Genomic DNA, 19,146 nt, shown 5'->3' with positions numbered 1-19,146 from the left:
TGAAGATATGACACATTATGATGTTGTTATTGTTGGTGGAGCAATGGCTGGAGCTACTCTAGCGTTGGCACTACAACAAATGACCAAAGGTGCATTATCTATTGCCGTTATAGAGGCTTTTGAACCCAATATATATAAGCATCCTGGGTATGATTCTCGTAGTATTGCACTGTCGAGCGGAACCACTCAATTATTGAAAGATGTGTCGTTATGGTCTGAAATAGAACCAGTAGCGACGCCTATTTATCATATTCATGTGTCAGATCGTCATCATGCAGGGATAACAGAGCTTACTTCTGCAGAGCTTAATATTGACAGCTTAGGTTACGTTGTTGAGTTAGCCGACGTTGGCCGTTTTTATCATCAAAAACTGTTAGCGACCGATAACATTAATTTTATTTGTCCAGTCACTGTGGTTAATATTGAACGTTTATTAGCGTCATCGATAATTCACTTATCAAACGGAGATGCTATTTCAACGTCATTAGTGGTTGCGGCTGATGGTGCAGAGTCTCAAACGTGTAAGAGTATGCAGATTGAAGCTCAAGAGTATAATTTTGAGCAAGTAGCCATTATTGCGAATGTAACAACAGAGTGCCACCCACAAGGTAAGGCATTTGAACGTTTTACTGAGAATGGGCCACTCGCCTTACTTCCAATGTCTCAAGGGCGTAGTTCACTGGTATGGTGTGTAAGCCCAGAAGAAGCAGAACGTATTTCGTCTTTTGATGATAAGGCTTTTTTAGCACACTTACAGATCGCGTTTGGCTGGCGTTTAGGGGTAATGAAAAAAGCAGGAAAACGAGCGCATTATCCATTGTGGTTACGTCATCAAACTCAGCACGTGTCACACCGTTTTGCGGCTATTGGTAATGCAGCTCAAACATTGCATCCTATTGCAGGGCAAGGGTTTAATTTGGGTATTCGAGATGTTTTTTCGTTGGCTGAATGTATTTCTGATGCTTTTAGAGATAATGTTGATGTCGGTGATTATTCTGTTCTTTCTCGTTATCAGCAACGACGTCAATCAGATCAAAAACAAACCATAACAATGACAGCGGGTTTAATCTCTATTTTTGCGAATAATGTTTTTCCTATGGTAGTAGGAAGAAATATGAGCTTATACGCGGTTGATATTTTCCGTTCTTTTTTAAAACCCCTAACATTACGTGCAATGGGTCGAGTGAATAGATAATTATGATGCAAAGTGTAGATATTGCGATTATTGGGGGGGGCATGGTTGGCTTGACTGTTGCTGCTGCTCTAGAAAAAAGCGGTTTAAGAATCGCAATTATAGAAAGTCACTTACCTGATGCGGAATTAACTGCTTTACCTGATGTTCGTGTTTCAGCGATTAGTCGTGCAAGTGAAAATATTTTAACGAATGTTGGTGCTTGGGAAGGCATTATCTCAAGACGAGCGGCGGCTTATACTTCAATGAAAGTATGGGAACAAGACAGCTTTGCGCATATTGATTTTGATGCAACACAAATCGCCCAACAAGATTTAGGCCATATTATTGAGAACCGAGTTATTCAACTTTCTTTACTCGATAAAATAACGAAACAAGATAACGTAACGTTATTCGCTCCTGAGCGTTGTGCGAGTATTATGTTTGGCGAAAGTGAAGCATGGATTAATTTAGAATCAGGCAAAGGAATAACGGCTAAGTTGGTTGTTGGTGCTGATGGGGCTAATTCATGGTTACGTAATCAATTAGATATTCCTCTTACACATTGGGATTATGGACACAGTGCACTGGTAGCCAATGTTCGAACTGTTGATGATCACCATAAAGCAGCTCGTCAAATTTTTAGATCTGAAGGCCCACTTGCTTTCCTTCCGTTAAGTGAGCCCAATCTAAGCTCTATTGTATGGTCACTTGATCCATTACATGCTGAAAATTTAGTATCAATGCCTAGCGATGAGTTTAATAAGCAATTAACGGCGGCGTTTGATAATCAATTGGGGCTTTGCAAGGTTGAAGGAGAGCGACAAGCTTTTCCATTAAAAATGCGCTATGCAAAAGACTTTGTCCGAGAGCGTGCTGTATTAGTCGGAGATGCCGCTCATACGATTCACCCACTCGCAGGGCAAGGTGTCAATTTAGGATTAGCAGATGCAGCGGCATTAGCTGAAACGATTATGACGTTGCAACAAGAGAACAAAGATATTGGTTTAAAAACCAATTTACGGAGTTTTGAGCGATGGAGAAAAACGGAAGCTGCTCAAATGATAGCGTCTATGCAAGGTTTTAAAGAGTTATTCTCAGGCTCTAATCCACTAAAAAAACTGGTTAGAGGTATTGGTATGTCATTAACGAATGAACTTACACCAGTAAAAGATGAATGTTTAAAAAGAGCATTAGGATTATCGGGGCATTTACCAAAAATAGCAAAATAATCCCATTAAGTAGACAGTAAAAAGGTAGCTCATGGCTACCTTTTTTAGTGTTCAATTCTTGATTTTTTACGTTTAATGATTCTGTATTAATAGGCCATTCTCAAGCGATTAACCTCAACATTTATTTCTTTTATCATACGATAATGCACACGCTCTGCTTGAGTTGGGACAATCAAGCGGCCCTCTTCAAATCTAAATTCGCCAATGCCATGAATATGAATCCGTCCGTTAAATAGTCGACTAATATGTTTAGCAATCATGCTTGGTGCATAGTGCTTAAAAAATCGCATCACGTTATCCTTAGGTGATTAATACTAATTAAATCTCGTGCTAGGCCTAAATTATAAGACAGTAAAGATGACATGAGTATTACAGAGTTAGAATATGGTGATGGTAAGCGCAAAATGGTCAAGTTAATGTATTGAAATTTGATCTATATTCAGAATTAACAACTGCTAACAAAATAATGTCAAAAAAAAGCCCGAAATGTTTTTCGGGCAAACAGTCACAGATGCATTTCCAACATTTATAGGCCGTTGGAATAAATTGTTTGGAGTTAAACAATTTATGTATTCTTTTGTAATAAAAGAACACAGATAAGATAACTAACTTGCAATTAAATTGCTACTTATTCACAATAAATAAATAACAATTCATTCTTGTGTCTTGATTTATGCAGGTTACTTCAAAGTAGCAATGTAACTATGTATTAAATACTCATTATTGAAACGCAAAGTATGAGTGATTTAATTTACTCTTCATCTAATGAGTAAGGTTGATTGCCTTTGTTCCAAATTGAATCTTGGAGTTTGAACTGGGTACCTTCCTCTAGGTCGTTAGGTAAAATAGCAAGTGCTAACGTATAACCATCTTCAAAACGGTAAGCCGATACGATAGTGCCTCCTTTTCGCCAGTTTTCACCCACACTACGTTCAATTGCATCACCTGCGACAGGTATTGAATTGGATTGACCTGATAATAGGTACATTGCTCGTTTATTAATGCCTCGATATTTTGCTCGAGCAACGGTTTCTTGTCCTGTGTAGCAACCTTTAGCAAAGCTGATACCACCGACAGCTTGTAAATTCATGGCTTGTGGAATGTGAGCGTTACTTAATGCATTATCTAGCTGAGGTAAACCATGTTGAATTGTGTGTAATGACCATAATGATTCGTCACATAGCACCGTGTTACTTTCTTGGTTTATTATATTTTTTTTGTGTTCTGGTGTGGTGACGAGTAACCATTGAGTTTCACTTATTTTAGCAAACGTTCCAAGCTCGCAAGCACGAACATTCGCGTCAGTTGTTGTGTGTTTGTTTACCCAATCTGTTGCCTTTTTACCGCTAATCCCCAATAAAACGTCATCACCAACCGCGATATCAACTTTAGAAAATACAGAGTATTTTTTTATTTCAGTGAGTTCTGTTTCAATGGCACTTCTTCGCTGAAATAAAGCATAACCATCGTTATGGTTGAACAGTTGGAAAATACTCCATAATTTACCTTTTGCATCACAATGGCCACCAAAGGTAATGTCATCCTGTGGGAGAGTTACTACATCAGCGGTTACTTGTCCCTGAAGGTAGGACTTTTTATCATTACCGATCATTGTGATCAAAGCCCAATCATTAAGCTCTGAAATAGCAAGCGCAGGTAATGTGTCTTCTTTTTTAATTGATAGTTTTGGAAACAATGTGCTCATCATTAAATTCTTATTTTGTTGAGTAATTCTCTTTATAGTAAATGCCTAGATTTTAAATGTCAGTAAAAGAAACATCAGTTTGATGTCTCATCTTCTTCATCTTGTTACTTTTGATCATGGTTGTCATCGGGATTGACTGATAAAATCAGACCAGTTATTTCTATTTTAGTTAGGGAACTGTATGTACAGTGTCGAAGAAAAAGCTCGAGTTAAGTGGGCTTGCCGTCGTGGCATGTTGGAATTAGATGTGGTTATCATGCCATTTTTTGATGAATGCTTTGAAGAACTAACAGAAGCTGAGCAACAAGGTTTCGTTTCTTTACTTGAAAGTGATGACCCAGATTTATTTACTTGGATCATGGGACATGGCCGCAGTGATAATTTAGCTCATGCTTCTATGATAGATAAAATTGTTGCGCATAATCACAGCAAACTCCGTTAGGGTAAACCTTACCTTTTCATATATCGCCTATCTTTGTCTTTATGGCAGTTTTTTCTGTATAGGGTGGGCGGTATTATTGTTAAATATAATCCCTTTTCCTCTTATTCCTTTTCTTTTTTATTTCCTCTATCAACAGAGTAAATTGGCTTACCATGCGTTACTTACTCAACAAGGTATGTATAACTTTGTTAATAAAGAGTCGGATGATGATCGAGATTGGATTGTCAGTCATTCTCTATGGGTCAGTCGGTCGTTAATCATTATTAAATGCCATAACTTATATGACCATCGTACGATGTATTTATTAAAAGACAGTTGTCGATCTTCTTTTTTTAATGAGCTATCTATCATGATGCGGCACAGGTAATTATCTGGTAAATCTATTTTTTAGTAATGCGATAAAATTAAAAAGCCCTACATAGATAAGATTCTATATAGGGCTTTTATTGATCGTTTTACTTAGATATTAATCACGCGTTGGTATTAAAATCGTTGGGCCTGATTCTTCTAAGGCTTCAGGATAATCAAGGGTGTAATGTAAGCCACAACTTTCTTTTCGCTCCATAGCACAACGAATCATGAGTTCAGAGACATCGAGTAAGTTACGTAATTCAATGAGGTTATTAGAGACTCGGAAGTTACTGTAATAATCATGCGTTTCTTGCTTTAGCAATTGGATGCGACGAAGCGCTCGTTCTAAACGTTTGTCGGTACGTACAATTCCCATGTAATCCCACATAAACAAGCGTAATTCATGCCAGTTATGTTGAATCACGACTTCTTCATCTGAACATTCAACTTGGCTTTCATCCCATGCTGGCAATGATGGCGGAAGCTCTCGCTTATCCATTTCTTTAATTATGCATTCAGCGGCAGACCAAGCATAAACAACACATTCTAATAATGAATTAGATGCTAGGCGATTGGCACCATGAAGTCCGGTATAACTTACTTCACCGATAGCAAACAAGCCATCAATGTCTGTTTGGCCCTGCTTATCAACCATTACGCCACCACAGGTATAGTGTGCCGCTGGAACGATAGGAATGGGTTCTTTTGTCATATCAATACCAAACGAAAGCAATTTTTCATTAATGGTAGGGAAATGATGATGAATGAAATCTTCTGGCTTGTGGCTAATGTCTAAATACATGCAATCTGCACCTAAACGTTTCATTTCAAAATCGATAGCTCGGGCAACTACATCACGAGGAGCGAGTTCAGCACGCTCATCGAAATCCAACATGAAACGAGATCCATCAGGACGACGTAAGTAAGCGCCTTCACCACGTAATGCTTCAGACATTAAAAAATTACGGGCATCTGGATGAAATAGGCACGTTGGATGAAATTGATTAAATTCTAAATTCGCGACACGGCACCCCGCACGCCAAGCCATTGCAATGCCATCACCAGAAGAGACGTCAGGATTCGACGTATATTGATAAACTTTAGAAGCACCACCAGTGGCTATAACCACAAATTTGGCACGAACGGTTTCGACATGTTCAGCGTCACGGTTCCAAATATAAGCACCGACGACTTTATCAATGTCACCGCCTATTTTGTCTTCAGTAATTAAATCTAATGCGTTATGACGTTCAAAAATTGTAATGTTAGGGTGATTAACGACGTTATCTTGCAACGACGTTTGCATTGCTTTACCCGTTGCATCTGCCGCGTGAAGAATGCGACGATGACTATGGCCACCTTCTCGAGTTAAATGGAACCTCGGGTGAGATATGTCGGTTTCTTTTTCATCATCATGATCAAAAGGAACACCGCCATCAATTAACCATTGAACACAATGCTTAGCATTTTCTGCAATGAAGGTAACAACGTCTTTATCGCAAATATGAGCGCCTGCAATTAAGGTGTCATCGACATGAGATTCTATAGTATCACTTTCATCAAATACGGCAGCAATGCCACCTTGAGCGTAGTAGGTAGACCCTTCATTACGTGGGCCCTTACTTAAAACGATCACCTTTCCATGTGGTGCGACTCTAAGTGCAAGTGAAAGACCAGCAGCACCACTACCTATGACTAAGACGTCACAACTGTGTTCATTGGTTATGTTCATATATTCATCATTATCCTGTGATTATCAGAGCATTTTACCAGAATCTATCCGGTTGCGTCACATTTTGAGTGGAATCTTAATTATCAAGAATAAAATTAGGAGGAAGTTATCGTATTTTATTGCTGTGAAGCCAAGAATCGGTAGGGAGTTAGGTGCTCTTAATATATTAAATGTGTAAAAAATGTCATAATAAAGGAACTTTCTAACATTTAGAAACTCATACATAGTGCTCAAGTTAATCGTGGTATAGCAGATTGAAGCTATTACGTTATATAAACTTAATGCGCATTTAAGAATAATAACATGGGAGTACCCGCTCCAATGAGTGAGCAGTTAACCGATCAGGTATTGATTGAGCGAGTTCAAAGAGGCGACAAGCAAGCTTTTAATCATTTGGTGATTAAGTACCAAAATAAAGTCTGTAATCTTGTCGCTCGTTACGTAAAAAATAGTGGTGATGTTCCTGATGTAGCTCAAGAAGCGTTCATTAAGGCCTACCGAGCGTTACCAACGTTCCGAGGTGATAGTGCGTTTTATACTTGGCTTTATCGGATAGCGGTCAATACAGCAAAAAATTATTTAGTTGCTCAGGGAAGAAGGCCTCCAGCATTTGATGTTGATGCCGAAGATGCCGAATATTATGAAGGGGCGAGTGCATTAAAAGAAATTACGAACCCTGAGAATTTATCGTTGTCTGAAGAGTTACGACAAATTGTATTTTCGACGATCGATGCGTTACCTGAAGATTTAAAAACAGCAATAACATTACGAGAGCTAGAAGGGCTAAGTTATGAAGATATTGCTGCGATAATGGAGTGTCCGGTTGGTACGGTTCGTTCTCGTATTTTCCGAGCTCGTGAAGTCGTCGAGAAGAAAATTCAACCGCTAATGCAGCGTTAATGATTTCCAACGGTCAAACGGTGAAGACAATGACTGATAAAGCAAAAATTTCTGCTTTTATTGATAATGAAGAAATGGACAATGCGTTTATCGCTTCGTTATCAGAAACAAGCAATGCAGAAACATGGGCAAACTATCACTTAATTGGTGATGTAATGAGAGGGGACGCACCAAGTAGCAAAGAATGGAATATTGCTGCTAATGTCGCTCTTGCTCTTGAAGATGAGGCCGCTCATCAAATGAATGATAATGTGACGGCGTTTATTCCATCACAACCAACGCCTTCAGAGGCAAAGAAAACAATGCCAAGTTGGTTAACTCAATTTAGCCAAGTAGCAATGGCGGCGTGTTTTTCATTAGTGGTTATTGTTGGTGTACAACAATACAACAATGACGATCCTAACGGGATCCCAACAAGCGGTGATATACAGGTTCTTGATACCATACCTTTTAGTGGTTCAGCTGAGCCAGTCAGTTTAACTCGAGACTCTCTGGTACCTAAATCATCGAATGAAGCCGATGTCATGGAGCAACGCAAACGTATTAATGCAATGCTGCAAGATTATGAATTACAGCTTCGTTTAAATGCACATGATGGTTCTGTTGATAGAGAACTGTTAGAGCAAAATTCGACGTTGGCAGAATAAATGAAAAGAATCCTGATCAGCCTAATTGCCTTGGTCAGCATCTTTCCAATAATGGCCTCGGCAGAAGATAAACCTTCTGCGGAGGCCTTGTTGCATCAGATGGATGAGGCTAGCCATAGTTTAAATTACGAACTTTCTTACATTTTAGTGAAGAAAAACAGTATTGAACCTTTCATGTACCGCCATTCTCATACTAAAGATATGACGTTATCTCACCTCGTCTATTTAAGTGGTTCAATGCGAGAGGTGATCCGCCGTAATGATGAAATCAGTTATTTGGAACAAGGAAGTAAACCTTTCTCAATTCAATCTGAAGCCATTGTTGCGCCTATTATTCCGCTATTACATAAAAATGTGGCTGAGCTTAATCAGTATTACGATTTTATTTCTATGGGCAGAGCGAGAGAAGCTGGGTCTCCAACGCAAGTGATTAGAATCGTTTCAAAAGATGGCGCTCGTTATTCCTACGTAGTTTGGATCGATGAAAGAAGTAAGTTGCCTTTAAGAACCGATCTTGTTAGCCGAGACGGTGATATTATTGAGCAGTATCGAGTTGTTTCGTACACCGTCAACGATCAAATTACTGAATTTATGAAAAAACGCCTAGGGACTGTTGAGCTTCCTAAGGTGCTAAAAATACCAGCGGCAACGAATGAAGCGGCAATGTGGTCGGTTAATTGGATACCGCAAGGGTTTAAAAAGATTAATTTTAATCGCTATCGTTTATCTATGAATCAACGTTCAGTAGAAAGTAAAATGTTTTCTGATGGCTTGTTTAATTTTTCGGTCTATATTTCTGAAGCGGATAAGCTAAGTCACAAAGAGCAACTGGTGACACAAGGCCGTCGTTCGCTGCACAGTTATATCAAAGGTGAATATGAAATTAGTGTTGTTGGGGATATCCCTACCGTAACAGCAAAGCGTATTGCCAACTCTGTCGTATTTGATTCTTCAGACGTCAACGTTAAGGAGAAGTAAGAATATGATGACTGCATTAGCAACGGTTCTTGATGTTCAAGATGATATTGTTGTTGTTGGTTGCCAACAAAAAACAAGTTGTAATCATTGTGCGTCACAAGATTCTTGTGGGACAGGTATTGTCTCTAAGGTCCTTCCTGGAAAAGTACATCATTGGGCTTTTCATACGGATAAAAAATTAACGATTGGGCAAATGGTTGAAATTGGTTTACCAGAGAAAAACTTACTTCAATCCGCTGCTATTGTTTATCTTGTACCTCTGTTTTTTCTTTTATTTGGCGCCTTAATCTCTGAATGGTTAATTTCTCCTTTAATTGGTATCGGAGAGGTGACAACAATTGTAATTGCTGGACTTTCATCGTGGGGAGGGTATTTTATTGCGAAAACCCTTTCTCATCGTATTGAACAGAAAACAGAACAACAAGTTAGTCTAATTAGAGTCCTTGGCGAGTCAATTTCTGACACTATCTCAGTAAATGCCGCAGGATAAGATAGCGACTTGCGAGGAAATTGGGTAGAATCCCGTTACTTGATCTCACGATCCAATCCCATTAACTAATTGAGTTTGTCACGTCATTCATGAAGCATATTCGTAATTTTTCTATTATTGCCCATATCGATCACGGTAAATCAACACTATCTGACCGCCTTATCCAAGTTTGTGGTGGCCTGTCAGACCGTGAAATGGCAGCACAAGTTCTTGATTCAATGGATCTAGAACGTGAACGTGGTATCACTATTAAAGCCCAGAGTGTAACTCTAAACTACACGGCGAACGATGGTGAAACTTATCAACTAAACTTTATCGATACACCTGGACACGTTGATTTCTCATACGAAGTATCACGTTCACTTGCGGCTTGTGAAGGCGCATTATTAGTGGTTGATGCAGGTCAGGGTGTAGAAGCTCAAACTCTAGCAAACTGTTATACCGCTCTTGAAATGGATTTAGAAGTCGTTCCAATCTTGAATAAGATTGACTTACCAGCGGCTGATCCTGATCGTGTAGCAGAAGAAATTGAAGACATCGTTGGTATTGAAGCGATGGAAGCGACACGTTGTTCAGCAAAGACTGGGTTAGGTGTTGATGCCGTTCTTGAAACGATTGTTAAATGCATTCCAGCACCGGAAGGCAATCCAGAAGGTCCAACCCAAGCGTTGATCATTGACTCATGGTTTGATAATTACTTAGGTGTTGTTTCTTTAGTTCGAGTTAAACATGGCTCATTGAAGAAAAATGACAAAATTAAAGTAATGAGCACTGGCCAAGCATGGAATGTTGACCGCATTGGTATCTTCACTCCAAAACAAGTGGATACTGATGGATTAAACACAGGTGAAGTAGGCTGGGTTGTTTGTGGTATTAAAGATATTTTAGGCGCACCAGTGGGTGATACATTAACTCACGCTAAAGGTGGCTGTGAAGAGCGCTTACCTGGTTTCCAAAAAGTAAAACCACAGGTATATGCTGGTTTATTCCCTATATCATCGGATGATTATGAAAACTTCCGTGATGCATTGGGTAAATTAAGCTTAAATGATGCGTCTCTTTTCTATGAACCAGAAAGTTCTTCAGCACTTGGTTTTGGTTTCCGTTGTGGCTTCCTTGGTATGCTACACATGGAAATCATTCAAGAGCGTTTAGAGCGTGAATACGATCTTGACCTTATTACAACTGCACCAACGGTAGTGTACGAAGTTGTGTTGAATAATGGTGATTTACTGTATGTAGATAGTCCAGCAAAACTGCCAGCAGTGAACGACTTAGACGAAATACGTGAACCAATTGCGCGTTGTAATATTTTGGTGCCAGCGGAATACTTAGGCAATGTAATTAGCCTATGTATTGAAAAGCGTGGTACTCAAGTTGATATGATTTATCATGGCAACCAAGTGGCATTAACTTATGATATTCCAATGTCTGAAGTGGTGTTAGATTTCTTCGACCGTTTGAAGTCAACCTCTCGTGGTTATGCATCATTAGATTACAACTTCCAACGTTATGAACTTTCTAACATGGTTCGTGTTGACGTATTGATTAATGCTGAAAGAGTCGATGCTCTTGCTATCATTACTCACCATGATAATGCACAAGGTCGTGGTCGTTTGCTGGTTGAGAAGATGAAAGAATTCATCCCTCGCCAAATGTTTGATATTGCAATTCAAGCAGCAATCGGCGGGCATATTATTGCACGTTCAACGGTTAAGCAATTACGTAAAAATGTAATCGCAAAATGTTACGGTGGTGATATTAGCCGTAAGAAAAAACTGTTGAAGAAGCAAAAAGACGGTAAGAAACGCATGAAGCAGATTGGTAATGTTGAATTACCTCAAGAAGCTTTCCTTGCGATTCTTCATGTAGGTAAAGATTAATTTATTACTTCTGATTATTCAGAGTGAAGTAAATTAAACTTTATTACAGCTCAAAGAAAGCGATGATCAATGGTCTTCGCTTTCTTTGTTATGCAACACTTAATAACTTAAGGGAATGTAATGGCTAACACTTTTTCACTGATTTTAGTTTTAGTAACACTGTTTACTGGTGTTATTTGGACTATTGATAAATTCGTCTTGGCACCAAAGCGCAAACAAAAAATTGCAGCCGCCCGTGAGCAAGCGAATGGACAAGTTGATGATGCAACACTTGTAAAAGTCGCTCCTCAACCAGCATGGATAGAACAAGCTGTTTCTATTTTTCCAGTGATTGGCCTTGTTTTAGTGTTGCGCTCATTTATTTATGAGCCGTTCCAGATCCCATCCGGTTCGATGATGCCGACGCTTTTAGTCGGTGATTTTATCTTGGTCGAAAAATTCTCTTATGGAATTAAAGATCCTGTTTGGCGTACACAACTTGTAGATGTGGGGAAACCAGAACGTGGTGATATTGTTGTTTTTAAATATCCACCACAACCAAATATCGACTATATTAAACGTGTAGTAGGTAAACCTGGTGACACTGTTATTTACAGCGCTTCTAAGCAAATTTGTGTGAAACCAAAGGGTGAGAGCAAGTGTAATATTATCCCGTTAACGAACATGAAAGACAGTGAATTCATGCAAGATCGCACTAACTTAGTTCAATATACCGAGCAGTTAGCAAGTGATACTACGCATGATATTTTGGTTAACCCAATGCGTTCTGATCGAGTATCTATGTACCAACCACGACCAGGGTATAACGAGTGGGTAGTACCAGAAGGTAACTATTTTGTAATGGGCGATAATCGTGACAACAGTGCTGACAGCCGTTATTGGGGCTTTGTCCCAGAAGCGAATTTAGTTGGTAAAGCGGTCGGGATCTGGATCAGCTTTGAATTTGAACGTGGTAGCGATAGTATGCTGCCTTCCTTTATTCCTACTGGTGTTCGTTTTAACCGCATCGGTGGCATAGACTGATTGAAATAATATGACATCTCCATTACAACGCCTAGAACGCAAAATAGGCTATAAATTTAATGATGAAGGCTTTCTTAAGTTAGCACTGACTCACCGTAGTGCTAACGGAACTCATAATGAACGTTTAGAATTTCTAGGCGATTCAATTTTGAGCTTTGTGGTTGCTGATGAACTTTATCACCGTTTTCCTAAAGTGGATGAAGGTGATATGAGTCGTATGCGTGCAACGCTAGTTCGTGGTCATACTCTTGCTGAGTTAGGTCGTGAATTTGAGTTAGGGGATTACCTATTTTTAGGCCCTGGCGAATTGAAAAGCGGTGGCTTCCGTCGAGATTCAATTTTAGCGGATGCGGTTGAAGCGATCATTGGTGGTATTTATCTTGATAGTGATACCGAAGTCATTCGTCGAATTATTTTAGCATGGTACAAAACACGCTTAGATTCGATTGAACCAGGTATCTCTCAAAAAGATCCAAAAACACGTCTTCAAGAATACCTACAAGGTCGTCGTAAGCCGTTACCAACGTACACTGTGACAAAAATTAAAGGTGAAGCTCATAATCAAGAGTTCACTATTGAATGTATCGTAGCAGGCTTGGATAAGCCTGTTATCGGCAAAGGAAGCAGTCGCCGCAAGGCAGAACAGTCGGCTGCTGACATAGCATTAGGACAAGTAAACTAATGTCAGATGACAAAGAATTCGATCTAGATGCGTACTTCTCATCAGAAGCTAAAACAGAATCTAGCGACAACCAACACTGTGGCTTTATTGCTATCGTTGGTCGTCCAAACGTAGGTAAATCAACACTTCTAAACCAAATATTGGGACAGAAGATTTCGATTACATCTCGTAAACCTCAAACGACTCGTCACCGCATTATGGGTGTTGATACGGAAGGGGATTATCAAGCGATTTATATTGATACGCCAGGTCTTCATATTGAAGAAAAGCGTGCGATTAACCGCTTAATGAACCGTGCTGCAAGCTCATCATTAAGTGATGTTAACTTGGTTTTATTCTTGGTAGATGGTACTCACTGGACACCAGACGATGAAATGGTATTGAATAAGCTGAGAAAAGCTGGATTCCCTACTGTTCTATTGGTAAACAAAGTAGATAACGTTAAAGATAAAAATGACGTTATGGCTCATCTTCAAACGATGACTGAAAAAATGGACTTTGTTGACGTTGTGCCAATTTCAGCAAAATCAGGCTCTAATGTTGATGTTGTTCAAAAGCTAGTTCGTGATCATTTACCAAAAGCAGTTCATCATTTCCCTGAAGAATACGTAACTGACCGTTCACAACGCTTTATGGCTTCAGAGATCATTCGTGAAAAGCTGATGCGTTTTACGGGTGAAGAACTGCCATATTCGGTAACAGTAGAGATCGAACGTTTTGATTACAATCCTAAAATGGATGGTTTTCATATTAATGGTTTGATCCTTGTTGAACGTCTTGGCCAAAAGAAAATGGTCGTAGGTAAGAACGGCGAAAAGATCAAAGTCATTGGTCGTGAAGCTCGTCTTGATATGGAAGGGTTATTTGACCGCAAAGTGTATTTAGAACTTTGGGTTAAAGTTAAATCTGGTTGGGCTGATGATGAGCGAGCACTTCGTTCTCTTGGTTACATCGACGATTTATAATCCTCTAGATATAAATAAGAGCTAAAACAAGATCCCATATAACTTAAGTAGATAAAATTATTTTAGTTATTTGGGATTTTTTTGTTGTTATCAAAGTGTATTGCGAACTTTATTATAGGTAATAAATGTGGAAGAAGGCTTACAACGTTGTTTTGTCCTGCACCGTAGACCGTATAGCGAAAGCAGTCTAATTTTAGATGTATTTAGCGAAGAGTATGGCCGTTTATCTATTATCTCTAAAGGGGCACGCAGTAAGCGTTCAAACCTTAAAGGTGTATTACAAGCATTTACACCGCTATTGATGAAATGGTCGGGTAAAGGCTCAATGCGAACTTTGCGTCAAGCTGAAACTATCAGTCTGGCTATTCCTCTCACTGGAATTAATTTATATTCAGCCTTATACATTAATGAACTAGTGGTAAGGGTGATTGAACAAGAAACCCCGTATCCTGCTTTATTTCTCGATTATCTCACCGCATTGACTGAACTTGCTCAGACTAAAAACCCAGAACCTGCATTAAGACGTTTTGAATTGGCTTTACTGTCGTCATTGGGTTATGGCGTGGATTTCTTGCATTGCGCAGGCAGTGGTGAAATGGTTTCTCCTGAAATGACGTATCGCTACAGAGAACAGAAAGGGTTCATGGCATCGATTCGACACGACCCTTTAATGAGTTTCAAAGGTGATGAACTTATCGCTATCAGTGAGCGTCGATTTATAACACCAGAGCAATTAAAAGCGGCAAAACGCTTTACACGTATAGCCTTAAAGCCGTATCTTGGCGGTAAGCCCCTAAAAAGTAGGGAACTGTTTCTTCCAAGAACAAGGAGTATTCTAAAATGAGTTCAATTTTACTTGGCGTCAATATCGATCACGTAGCCACTCTTCGTAATGCAAGAGGGACTAAATACCCCGATCCAGTGCACGCTGCTGAAATTGCAGAACGTGCAGGTGCTGCGGGTATTACGATTCATCTACGTGAAGATCGTCGTCATATAAAAGATCGTGATGTGCGAATTTTACGTGAAACACTGCAAACTCGAATGAATTTAGAAATGGCAGTGACGGATGAAATGGTCGGAATTGCATTAGAAACACAGCCAGAATTTGTTTGTCTTGTGCCAGAAAAGCGTGAAGAGTTAACTACTGAAGGTGGTTTGAATGTCGTTGGTCAACTTGAAAAAGTGAAAGCCGCAACTCAAACGTTATCAAAAGCAGGTATTAAAGTATCCTTGTTTATTGATGCAGATAACGCCCAGATTGATGCAGCTGTTGCGTGTGGGGCTCCTTTTATTGAGCTTCATACTGGTGCGTATGCTGATGCAGAAACAGAAGAAGCCGAACAAATTGAATTGAAAAAAATTGCGGCAGGGGCAACTTATGCGGCAAGTAAAGGGCTGATTGTTAATGCGGGTCATGGTTTGACGTATCACAATGTTGAAGCTATCGCAGCATTGCCTGAAATCTATGAGTTAAATATTGGTCACTCGATTATGGGAAGAGCGGTGTTTGATGGATTAGAGAAAGCGGTCGCTGATATGCATAGAATTATGCTAGGTGCTCGTAAGTAATGGCAATTGTTGGCCTTGGGACTGATATCGCTGAAATAGAAAGGGTAGAGAAAGCCCTTTCTCGCTCAGGAGATGCGTTCGCTGAACGCATCTTAAGTCAGTCTGAGTTTGAGCGTTATCAAGGATTAAAGCAAAAAGGGCGTTTTCTCGCAAAACGTTTTGCCGCAAAAGAAGCCGCGTCAAAAGCCTTAGGGACTGGAATTTCTCATGGAGTGACTTTTCATGATTTTACGATTTCAAATGATGATAATGGAAAACCGATCTTAACGCTTTCGGGTAAAGCACTTGTGTTGTCTCAGCAGTCCTCAGTGTCACACATTCACCTCACCATTTCTGATGAGCGTCATTATGCGGTAGCGACGGTTATTTTTGAGTCTTAATACTACGCCACTAATTACTTGATTAATGGCGTATCACTAAGATAGGAAGTCTTAGTTAAGTAAGATTTGAGCGTCAGAGGTTACTTTTTCCATTTCGTCTTGAAGTTCGAATAACTCAGGCTCAATATTTTTAATGTCTTGTCCTTGTCGTAACGCCGTCTCTATCAAATTACACAATTGCTTTAGTCGTAATACCCCACAATATGAACTGCTACCATGAAGCTTATGGATATAGTGGCAAAGATCTTCTGCTGTTGCTTTTTTATCAATGGCTTTCGTCACCCAGCTATCGACTTCTGGAATAAACTCAATAAGCATAAGCAACATTTCTTTTGCGAGATCTTCTTTTCCTGCTGATTGTTTTAGTGCTGCACTCCAATCAATGCTACTAGTCGCAGGGCAAGATGGATCATCAATTGTAATATCAGGAATATTATCAGGAAGAATAACGATTTTTTCTACTTCCTTATGATCGGTTAATGGACTCCAATGAATGATGACTTGTTGCAGTACATGTTCTTCAATTGGCTTTGTTAAGTAATCGTCCATGCCTTCGCTAATCAATCTTTCTCGTTCACCGGCCATTGCATGAGCCGTTACCGCAACAATAGGCGTTCCAGAATTCAGGGCTGTTTTTCGGATCTCTTTGCATGCCATTACGCCGTCCATTTTCGGCATTTGAATATCCATCAAAATAATATCAAACTTTTGCTCTGTTGCTTGTTGTACGGCATCAATACCATTCTTACAGGTAACCACACTTTCAACTTGTTCATGCAGTAATGCTGAGATTAGCTTAAGGTTTGCTGGGTTATCATCAACAGCCATCACTTTGATCGGTAAGCGTTTTGGCACGTCATGTGACGCCATTAAATCAGGTAACGCTTCGATAACTTGAGAATTCGGTTGTACTAATAAAGCATCTAATAGTTTTTTCTTCGCAAACGGTTTTGATAAACACGTCATGTATGAATATTTATTGAGCTCTTCGGTTAAGGTCAGTTCAGTACTTGGTAATCCAATTACAATTGTTGGGCAATATGGTGTAATTTTCTTAACCATTGCTTTTAATGCTTCTGCATCAGGTTTATCGCTTGAGCTTAAACTTATTAATGCATAATCGTGATTTTCAAGTGTGTCTGGCAATGTAGAACGGTAAGTGACGAAGACACCATGGTGAATAAATTGTTGTTGTAATATGGAGGCTGACTGCATATTAGGTTCAATTAAGAGCAGTTTTTTCTTCTCTAATTGGCTGACATCTCGTTCATCAATCATTGGTAATTCTGTTGGATGCATTCTCATCGTAAACCAGAATGTAGATCCCTGATGAAGACGACTGCTTAATCCTATTTCTCCGCCCATTTGAGACACGAGTTTTTGAGTAATAACAAGACCAAGGCCAGTACCACCATAACGACGAGATATACTCGCATCCGCTTGACTAAATGCTTGGAATAGTTGTGCTTGTTGACGCTCAGATATACCAATGCCGGTATCTCGAACCACAAACTGCACATCAATAAAGTCATCATTAAGGTGTTTTAACTCGATGGAGATATCGATGTTGCCTTTTTCTGTAAATTTAATTGAATTACCAACCAAATTGTTTAGTACTTGCTGAATTCGTAAAGGATCACCAATTAACCCAGATGGAATGCGAGGGTCGATTTTTAACGTAATTTCTAATCCTTTTTCGTGAGCGCTTGGGGCGAGTAAGCTAACCACTTCATCTAAACTGTCTTGGAAATCAAACGGTAGATTCTCTAGCAGTAATTTGCCCGCTTCCAATTTGGAGAAATCAAGAATGTCATTAATGATGGTCAATAAATTATTGGCCGATCGCTCAATGGTTTGTAGGTAATCTTTTTGATTATCAGACAGTGATGTTTTTAGCATTTGACGAGTAAAACCAATAACCCCGTTGAGTGGTGTTCTCAGTTCGTGAGACATGTTTGCTAAAAATTCAGATTTAACTCGAGCAGCTTCTTGAGCGCGTTTTTTAGCGATGTCTAACTCTACGTTTTGTATTTCAAGCTGTTCTAACGTTTCTCGTAAATCGGAAGTCGCTTGGTCGATGCTTTGTTGCATTTCAACATGATAATCAGATAAAGAAATCGCCATGGCATTGATGCCGTTTTTGAGAGTATCTAATTCGCCATGCAATTTATTCTCGATACGCACATTCAAGTGACCACGGCGAATACGGTCAACAACACTTACCATGTGTGAAATAGGTTGGGTTACGTCTTGCATCAAACGAAAGGCAAAAACGCCAGATAAGCTGAGACCTAAAATTAAGACTAATAAGGCTGAAAATATCTCTTGGTATTGCTGGAGTCGTAAGCTTGATAAATCGAGCTCAATAGCAATATACCCTAGCGCCTCATTGACATGGGAAGCATCAAAGTTTGCGGTAAATTGCCCCTCGGCTAAAATTGGCGCTCTTAAAATTAATGAATCATCTAAAAATTCAATATCAAGCAGAAGCGGGATAGGTTTGTCTTTAGGAAAAGTGAGGCTTTCAAAGTTAGGATGAAAATTGGACGTGACAAACAGGTCATGATTTTCATCAAACACCGCAATACTACGCACAATTTTTGAGTGTTTTCGATGCGCATAGCTGATCAGTCGACGTACGGCTTCACGATTTTTTGCTGTCATGCTGTATTCACTTGAAATAGCAAGCGGTTCAATAATACTGGTTCCACTTGAGACTAACTGAGTTTCAAGATCGTGGTATCTGTTTATGGTGAAAAAGCCACTTAATAGCAAACCAATAATTAACGTTGGTGCTAATGTTAGTGTGATGACTCGTGCACGTAAGCCGTATTTTGTCATATCTCTTCATTTTAATTAACTTCCCTAACCGTGTAGCTTAATCAAGTTCAAGGTGAAGCTCAATTGTTCAATCTATAAACCTGAAGCTTAGGCACAAATGAGGACTGCATCTTCAAATCGTTTTGGTATAATAGTGCTAATTTTTGTAAATC

General features: G+C 39.4%; 18 protein-coding genes. 14 read left to right on the top strand and 4 right to left on the bottom strand.

Features of this window, described 5'->3' with window-relative positions; genetic code table 11:
* Positions 1 to 7 precede the first annotated feature (7 nt).
* Both ubiH and VSAL_RS13250 read left to right on the top strand, forming a co-directional pair.
* Positions 8 to 1,195: a 2-octaprenyl-6-methoxyphenyl hydroxylase gene (gene ubiH, locus VSAL_RS13255; RefSeq protein WP_044583496.1), complete on the top strand. Its 1,188-nt coding sequence runs from the start codon at positions 8 to 10 to the stop codon at positions 1,193 to 1,195.
* A gap of 2 nt (positions 1,196 to 1,197) precedes the next feature.
* Positions 1,198 to 2,403: an FAD-dependent 2-octaprenylphenol hydroxylase gene (locus VSAL_RS13250; RefSeq protein WP_012551009.1), complete on the top strand. Its 1,206-nt coding sequence runs from the start codon at positions 1,198 to 1,200 to the stop codon at positions 2,401 to 2,403.
* An 86-nt stretch (positions 2,404 to 2,489) separates the two neighbouring features.
* Here VSAL_RS13250 and VSAL_RS13245 read toward each other — a convergent pair whose 3' ends face one another.
* Positions 2,490 to 2,693, bottom strand: a complete 204-nt coding sequence (locus VSAL_RS13245; RefSeq protein ID WP_012551008.1) for a DUF1107 domain-containing protein — start codon at positions 2,691 to 2,693, stop codon at positions 2,490 to 2,492.
* A gap of 461 nt (positions 2,694 to 3,154) precedes the next feature.
* Positions 3,155 to 4,111, bottom strand: coding sequence for a tRNA-modifying protein YgfZ (ygfZ, locus tag VSAL_RS13240; protein WP_012551007.1), 957 nt, complete (start codon positions 4,109 to 4,111; stop codon positions 3,155 to 3,157).
* A gap of 178 nt (positions 4,112 to 4,289) precedes the next feature.
* Between ygfZ and VSAL_RS13235 the strand changes: the two genes are divergently transcribed.
* Entirely contained in the window at positions 4,290 to 4,550 is a 261-nt protein-coding gene (locus tag VSAL_RS13235) for an FAD assembly factor SdhE (RefSeq protein ID WP_012551006.1), read from the top strand.
* Positions 4,551 to 5,016: 466 nt separating this feature from the next.
* Here VSAL_RS13235 and nadB read toward each other — a convergent pair whose 3' ends face one another.
* Positions 5,017 to 6,633: an L-aspartate oxidase gene (nadB, locus tag VSAL_RS13230; protein ID WP_012551004.1), complete on the bottom strand. Its 1,617-nt coding sequence runs from the start codon at positions 6,631 to 6,633 to the stop codon at positions 5,017 to 5,019.
* Between the two features lie 321 nt (positions 6,634 to 6,954).
* On the opposite strand from nadB, the gene rpoE reads away from it, so the two are divergent.
* The 11 genes from rpoE to acpS all read left to right on the top strand — a co-directional run bounded on the left by rpoE (position 6,955) and on the right by acpS (position 16,153).
* Positions 6,955 to 7,533: an RNA polymerase sigma factor RpoE gene (gene rpoE, locus VSAL_RS13225; RefSeq protein WP_012551003.1), complete on the top strand. Its 579-nt coding sequence runs from the start codon at positions 6,955 to 6,957 to the stop codon at positions 7,531 to 7,533.
* 29 nt (positions 7,534 to 7,562) lie between these two features.
* The gene (locus VSAL_RS13220) at positions 7,563 to 8,180 is read left to right on the top strand and encodes an RseA family anti-sigma factor (RefSeq protein WP_012551002.1); all 618 of its coding nucleotides are present in this window, start codon (positions 7,563 to 7,565) and stop codon (positions 8,178 to 8,180) included.
* On the top strand, positions 8,181 to 9,158 hold the full coding sequence (gene rseB / locus VSAL_RS13215) for a sigma-E factor regulatory protein RseB (RefSeq protein ID WP_012551001.1): 978 nt from the start codon (positions 8,181 to 8,183) through the stop codon (positions 9,156 to 9,158).
* Positions 9,159 to 9,162: 4 nt separating this feature from the next.
* On the top strand, positions 9,163 to 9,648 hold the full coding sequence (locus VSAL_RS13210) for a SoxR reducing system RseC family protein (protein WP_012551000.1): 486 nt from the start codon (positions 9,163 to 9,165) through the stop codon (positions 9,646 to 9,648).
* Between the two features lie 89 nt (positions 9,649 to 9,737).
* Positions 9,738 to 11,531, top strand: coding sequence for a translation elongation factor 4 (lepA, locus tag VSAL_RS13205; protein ID WP_012550999.1), 1,794 nt, complete (start codon positions 9,738 to 9,740; stop codon positions 11,529 to 11,531).
* Between the two features lie 120 nt (positions 11,532 to 11,651).
* Complete coding sequence (lepB, locus tag VSAL_RS13200) at positions 11,652 to 12,554, top strand: signal peptidase I (protein WP_012550998.1); 903 nt, start codon at positions 11,652 to 11,654, stop codon at positions 12,552 to 12,554.
* A 10-nt stretch (positions 12,555 to 12,564) separates the two neighbouring features.
* Complete coding sequence (gene rnc, locus VSAL_RS13195) at positions 12,565 to 13,236, top strand: ribonuclease III (protein WP_012550997.1); 672 nt, start codon at positions 12,565 to 12,567, stop codon at positions 13,234 to 13,236.
* Positions 13,236 to 14,201, top strand: coding sequence for a GTPase Era (gene era / locus VSAL_RS13190; protein WP_012550996.1), 966 nt, complete (start codon positions 13,236 to 13,238; stop codon positions 14,199 to 14,201). Before rnc ends, era begins: the two co-directional genes overlap by 1 nt.
* 127 nt (positions 14,202 to 14,328) lie before the next feature.
* Positions 14,329 to 15,045, top strand: coding sequence for a DNA repair protein RecO (gene recO / locus VSAL_RS13185; protein WP_012550995.1), 717 nt, complete (start codon positions 14,329 to 14,331; stop codon positions 15,043 to 15,045).
* Complete coding sequence (pdxJ, locus tag VSAL_RS13180; protein WP_012550994.1) at positions 15,042 to 15,773, top strand: pyridoxine 5'-phosphate synthase; 732 nt, start codon at positions 15,042 to 15,044, stop codon at positions 15,771 to 15,773. The genes recO and pdxJ overlap by 4 nt, the downstream gene beginning before the upstream one ends.
* Positions 15,773 to 16,153 (top strand): holo-ACP synthase, encoded by a 381-nt coding sequence (gene acpS, locus VSAL_RS13175; RefSeq protein WP_012550993.1) that lies wholly within the window; start codon positions 15,773 to 15,775, stop codon positions 16,151 to 16,153. Before pdxJ ends, acpS begins: the two co-directional genes overlap by 1 nt.
* Positions 16,154 to 16,204: 51 nt before the next feature.
* On the opposite strand, the gene barA is transcribed toward acpS, so the two are convergent.
* Positions 16,205 to 18,994: a two-component sensor histidine kinase BarA gene (gene barA, locus VSAL_RS13170; RefSeq protein ID WP_012550992.1), complete on the bottom strand. Its 2,790-nt coding sequence runs from the start codon at positions 18,992 to 18,994 to the stop codon at positions 16,205 to 16,207.
* Positions 18,995 to 19,146: the final 152 nt, after the last annotated feature.

Origin of the sequence: Aliivibrio salmonicida LFI1238, assembly GCF_000196495.1 — a bacterium.
In the GTDB taxonomy this organism is placed as follows: Bacteria; Pseudomonadota; Gammaproteobacteria; order Enterobacterales; family Vibrionaceae; genus Aliivibrio; species Aliivibrio salmonicida.
The sequence above is the reverse complement of the archived record's forward strand: the minus strand, read 5'-3'. Positions and strand labels throughout refer to the sequence as shown.

Excerpts from the sequence above, each read along its gene's own strand:
- pdxJ (WP_012550994.1), top strand. The coding sequence starts at position 15,042 with ATGAGTTCAATTTTACTTGGCGTCAATATCGATCACGTAGCCACTCTT.
- acpS (WP_012550993.1), top strand. The coding sequence starts at position 15,773 with ATGGCAATTGTTGGCCTTGGGACTGATATCGCTGAAATAGAAAGGGTA.
- VSAL_RS13210 (WP_012551000.1), top strand. The coding sequence starts at position 9,163 with ATGATGACTGCATTAGCAACGGTTCTTGATGTTCAAGATGATATTGTT.
- VSAL_RS13245 (WP_012551008.1), bottom strand. The coding sequence starts at position 2,693 with ATGCGATTTTTTAAGCACTATGCACCAAGCATGATTGCTAAACATATT.
- era (WP_012550996.1), top strand. The coding sequence starts at position 13,236 with ATGTCAGATGACAAAGAATTCGATCTAGATGCGTACTTCTCATCAGAA.
- VSAL_RS13220 (WP_012551002.1), top strand. The coding sequence starts at position 7,563 with ATGACTGATAAAGCAAAAATTTCTGCTTTTATTGATAATGAAGAAATG.
- nadB (WP_012551004.1), bottom strand. The coding sequence starts at position 6,633 with ATGAACATAACCAATGAACACAGTTGTGACGTCTTAGTCATAGGTAGT.
- rseB (WP_012551001.1), top strand. The coding sequence starts at position 8,181 with ATGAAAAGAATCCTGATCAGCCTAATTGCCTTGGTCAGCATCTTTCCA.
- ubiH (WP_044583496.1), top strand. The coding sequence starts at position 8 with ATGACACATTATGATGTTGTTATTGTTGGTGGAGCAATGGCTGGAGCT.
- lepA (WP_012550999.1), top strand. The coding sequence starts at position 9,738 with ATGAAGCATATTCGTAATTTTTCTATTATTGCCCATATCGATCACGGT.
- VSAL_RS13250 (WP_012551009.1), top strand. The coding sequence starts at position 1,198 with ATGATGCAAAGTGTAGATATTGCGATTATTGGGGGGGGCATGGTTGGC.
- VSAL_RS13235 (WP_012551006.1), top strand. The coding sequence starts at position 4,290 with ATGTACAGTGTCGAAGAAAAAGCTCGAGTTAAGTGGGCTTGCCGTCGT.
- ygfZ (WP_012551007.1), bottom strand. The coding sequence starts at position 4,111 with ATGATGAGCACATTGTTTCCAAAACTATCAATTAAAAAAGAAGACACA.
- barA (WP_012550992.1), bottom strand. The coding sequence starts at position 18,994 with ATGACAAAATACGGCTTACGTGCACGAGTCATCACACTAACATTAGCA.
- rnc (WP_012550997.1), top strand. The coding sequence starts at position 12,565 with ATGACATCTCCATTACAACGCCTAGAACGCAAAATAGGCTATAAATTT.
- rpoE (WP_012551003.1), top strand. The coding sequence starts at position 6,955 with ATGAGTGAGCAGTTAACCGATCAGGTATTGATTGAGCGAGTTCAAAGA.
- lepB (WP_012550998.1), top strand. The coding sequence starts at position 11,652 with ATGGCTAACACTTTTTCACTGATTTTAGTTTTAGTAACACTGTTTACT.